Source organism: Cellulomonas sp. IC4_254 (assembly GCF_011603975.1).
Taxonomy (GTDB): domain Bacteria; phylum Actinomycetota; class Actinomycetes; order Actinomycetales; family Cellulomonadaceae; genus Cellulomonas.
This window is the reverse complement of record NZ_JAANNB010000267.1, coordinates 1-3,926: the sequence shown is the minus strand read 5'-3', so window position 1 is coordinate 3,926 and position 3,926 is coordinate 1. Positions and strand designations below refer to the sequence as shown.

5 protein-coding genes are annotated in these 3,926 nt (G+C 77.3%); 2 read left to right on the top strand and 3 right to left on the bottom strand.

Annotated elements, in window-relative coordinates:
• The first annotated feature begins 202 nt into the window (after nt 1-202).
• Nucleotides 203-1,405, top strand: coding sequence for an acyltransferase (locus G6556_RS17595; protein ID WP_166944270.1), 1,203 nt, complete (start codon nt 203-205; stop codon nt 1,403-1,405).
• A 16-nt stretch (nt 1,406-1,421) separates the two neighbouring features.
• Here G6556_RS17595 and G6556_RS17590 read toward each other — a convergent pair whose 3' ends face one another.
• Both G6556_RS17590 and G6556_RS17585 read right to left on the bottom strand, forming a co-directional pair.
• Nucleotides 1,422-2,597: a hypothetical protein gene (locus tag G6556_RS17590; protein WP_166944268.1), complete on the bottom strand. Its 1,176-nt coding sequence runs from the start codon at nt 2,595-2,597 to the stop codon at nt 1,422-1,424.
• Nucleotides 2,597-2,932 (bottom strand): PadR family transcriptional regulator, encoded by a 336-nt coding sequence (locus tag G6556_RS17585; RefSeq protein ID WP_205693695.1) that lies wholly within the window; start codon nt 2,930-2,932, stop codon nt 2,597-2,599. The genes G6556_RS17590 and G6556_RS17585 overlap by 1 nt, the downstream gene beginning before the upstream one ends.
• A gap of 127 nt (nt 2,933-3,059) precedes the next feature.
• Here G6556_RS17585 and G6556_RS17580 point away from each other — a divergent pair, with 127 nt between their 5' ends.
• Complete coding sequence (locus tag G6556_RS17580) at nt 3,060-3,329, top strand: hypothetical protein (protein ID WP_166944266.1); 270 nt, start codon at nt 3,060-3,062, stop codon at nt 3,327-3,329.
• Between the two features lie 193 nt (nt 3,330-3,522).
• Here the strand turns inward: G6556_RS17580 and G6556_RS17575 are convergent.
• Nucleotides 3,523-3,926 (bottom strand): hypothetical protein (locus G6556_RS17575; protein WP_205693694.1); only part of this gene is annotated, 404 nt, incomplete at its 5' end.

Below are 3,926 nucleotides of genomic sequence, written 5' to 3'. Positions count from 1 at the left end.
GCCCGACACGCCGGCGCGTGTCGGGCAGAACGCTCCACTGCGGCCCACCGGCGGGGCCCGGAGCGGATGAACCGGTGCCGCCGATCGGGCGAAAACCGTACGAAACGGACATGCGCGCGGGAGATCCGGGCTATCAACGGACTCTCGGGTCGTGACGCCGGGGCGACGCGCCCCGGTCCGGCCCCTCGACGCGGAGGTGCCGATGTCCGTCCCCACGACCGTCCGCGGGCAGAGCCCGGGCGTCCCGGTGGGCGGGGACGGCTCCGGCGGCGGCCGGGTCCAGGGTCTCGACGGCCTGCGCGGCGTCGCGGCGCTCGTCGTGCTGGTGCACCACTCGCTCCTGCTCACGCCCGCGCTGATGGCGGTGCACCAGGACCCGGCGGCCCCGCGGAGCGCGCTCGTCCAGGCGGTCTCGGCGACGCCGCTGCACCTGCTCTGGGACGGCGAGGTCGCGGTGCAGGTGTTCTTCGTGCTCAGCGGGTTCGTGCTGACCGTCGCCGCGACCCGCCCCCGGCACCGGTGGGCGCCGTACTACCCGCAGCGGCTGCTCCGGCTCTACCTGCCCGTGTGGGCGGCGGTGGTGCTGGCGGTGGCGCTGCGGGTCGTCGTGCCCGTCGGCGACACCTCCGGGCTCAGCCCGTGGCTCACGTTCCACGGCGACCTCGGGCGGGCGGGGGTGCTCGGCGACCTGGTGCTGCTGGTGGGGCCGGCCGGGTCGACGATGACCGCGCTGTGGTCCCTGCGCTGGGAGGTGCTGTTCTCCCTGCTGCTGCCGCTGTTCGTGCTGGCCGCGACGCGGCTGCGGCACTGGGCGCCGCTCGTCCTCGGGGCGCTCGCGGCGCTCGCGTGGGTCGGCGCGGTGACCGGCCCCGTCGACCAGCCGTACGCGCTCGGCGCGCTGTACCAGCTGCCGCTGTTCGCGCTGGGCTGCGTGCTGGCCGCCGGTCGCGACCGGGTCGCCGAGGTCACCGGACGGTGGGGACGCGCGGCCTGGGCCGGGCTGCTGGCCGTCGCCGTGCTGCTCACGACGAGCTACTGGCTCCTCGATCTCGGCGGGGACCGCGAGGACCTTCCGGTGGCCGTCGTCGCGCTGACCCGCGTCCTGCAGGCCGCGGGTGCGGGGCTCCTGGTCGTCGCGGCGCTGGGACCGCCGGCGCGGCCGCTGCGGCACCCCGCGGTGCGCTGGCTCGGCACCCGCTCGTTCAGCCTGTACCTGGTGCACGAGCCGGTGGTCGTCGCGGTCGGCTACCTCACCGGGTGGACCTCGCCCGCGGTGCTGCTGCTCACCGTGCCGGTGTCGCTGCTGCTGGCCGAGGGGTTCTTCCGCGCGGTCGAGCGGCCGTCGCACCGCCTGGCGCGCGGGGTCGGTGCGCGGCTGACGCGGCGGGCGCAGCCCGACGTCTGACCGCCGGCTCCGCCGCTCAGCGCCGGCGCTCGACGGCGCCGCCGGGTGCGGGATCCGCGAGCACCGGGTCGCCGGGTCGTGGCACGACCGTCCCGACCCGCAGCCAGTCCGCCGCGGGCAGGTACCCGTCGACCGCGGTGTCGGCGCGGTCCGCCTGCCGGCGCAGCGCGCGGACGACGTCCACGCCGGACACGGCGCCGGTCCCGCCCGCGGCCACGACCCGGCGGGTCGCCGCCAGCACCGGTAGCGCGCCGGCCGCGACCGTCGCGAGCGGGAAGGCGAGGAGCGCGGCGAGCTCCGGGACCGCCAGGGCCAGCAGCGCCCCGCCGCCGATGCCGGCCGCCAGCCGGGTCCGACCGTGCGGACCGAGCGGGACCACCCACCGGTACGGTTGGGGGACGGGTCGCCAGGTGCGCAGCCGCGTCCCGACCGCCCATCGGGCGAGCGCGACACCGGCGAGCACCCCCAGTGCGGCGAGTCCGAAGCCCAGTGCGCGGGCACCCGCCGACATCGGCACCGACGTGAGCTGGACCTCGGCGCGGTCGAGAACGACGCCCGCCCGGTGCGGGGCGGTCGCCAGCACCACGGCGCACAGCGCGAGCACGGTCAGGGCGACCACCCGGGCCGCGGCGAGCCACGACCGCGCCTCGATCCGCGGTCGCGCGACGACCCCGGGGATCCGGCCGCTCGGCGTCACCCGCTCGCCGGGCTGCACGACGAGCTGGCGGGCGACCATCCGGGTGCGCCAGTGCCCGCCGAGCGCCGCGATGCCGAGCAGCATCGCCGGCGCCCACCACGTCAGCAGGCCGACCGGGGGCGGGTCCCCGCCGAGGACGGGGAGCCAGGCGATCGCGCCGACCGCGGCGAACGCGACCAGCCACCGCCGGACGACGAACCACGGTCCCTCGATGTCGTCCCGCGCCCAGTCCCGGTAGCGCGGGTCGAGTCGCAGCTCCAGCGCGACGTACCCGAGGTAGGCGAGCAGCGGCGGGTGCTCGCGCCACCGCGTCGCCCAGCCCGCGCCCAGCAGCCCGAGCCCCGAGCGCAGGTCCAGCCGGCGGGCTCCCGCGGGCGCGAGGTCCGCGAGCACCGCGGTGATCTCGTCCGAGCGGGTCGCTCGCCACCGTCGCGGGTACGCGCGCAGCCACCGGCCGACCGACCGCGCGAACGCGGGGTCCACCCCGGGGCCCATCAGGCGATCCCGGGGCGGGTGATGCCGCCGAGCAGCCGGTCGGCACGCCGGGTCAGCGCGGTCAGCCGGGCGGTCTCGGCGGTCAGCGCGTCGTGCCCCTCGGGTGTGAGCCGGTAGTACCGGCGCAGTCGTCCGTCGACGACCACCTCGCCCGAGCCCTCGGCGTACCCGGCCGCGACCAGCCGGTCGAGGATGCCGTAGAGCGTGCCCGCGCCGAGCCGGACCGCGCCGCCGGACAGCCCGCGCACCTCCTGGACGACGCCGTAGCCGTGCCGCGGCTCGTCCGCGAGGGCCAGCAGCACCAGGTAGGCCTGCTCGGTCAGCCGCATCGCCATGGACGATATATATCGCGACACGATGCATGGCGACAAGTCCAGCAAGCCCCCATCTCCCGGACTCCCTGCGTTCACCTGCGGCCAGCACACTCGGTCCCGACGGTCGCGCGCGAGAGGGGTCCGGCGGATGCAGGCGGTACGGGACGTGGGGACGCGGTACTCGTGGGTCCAGGTGGAGCACCCGGTCTACGTCGTGGACTTCCTCGGGGCGGCCGGTGCGCCGACGGAGCGCTGGCGGCTGGTCGACGGCGGCGACGTGCTGGAGGTGCTCGAGTGGGTCGCCCGGCACCAGCGCGGCCGTGCGGTCGCGGTGAGCCTCGAGGTCGAGGACGCGGGCGGCTTCTCGCTCGTGCAGCTGACGCCGGCCGAGGGGCTGCGGCAGGTCGCCGGCTGGTGACCCCGGCGCCGACACCCGCGCGTCGGGTCCTCCGCGCCGAGACTCCGCGCCGAGATAGGGCCGCGCGCCCGAGATAGGGCCGTGGACGGTCCTATCTCGCGCCGGAGGTCCTATCTCGGCGACTCGCGCGCCGGGTCGGCGCGCGAGTCCGGTCGACGCCCGGGCCGTGGTCGGCGGCGCGACCGGTCGGTCGTCAGCGCCAGGCGAGCAGGGCGGTGAGCGGAGTGCCGACGAGGACGCCGATCAGGAACGCCCAGCCGCCGGTCAGCCGTCGGCCGGGCGCCCGGACCGGCTCGCGCCGCCATGCCGCTGTCGGCTCCAGCAGCAGGTACGCGACCGCCGCGGGCCAGACGTAGGCGGCGAGCCAGAACCACGCCCACCGGGTCGCGAACCGGGGCTCGGGGCTCGCGATGATGGTCGCGGTGAGCGCGACGAGGACGGCGAGCGCGATCAGGACCTGCGGGGCGTCCTGCGACCCCGGTGCCCCGGCGCTCGCCGGCCGCAGCAGCCCGTACGCGGCCGAGGCCAGCACCGCGACGAGCAGGACCAGCCGCGTCGCGAGGTGCGCGGTCGAGGACGGCGGCACGAGCCGCGGCT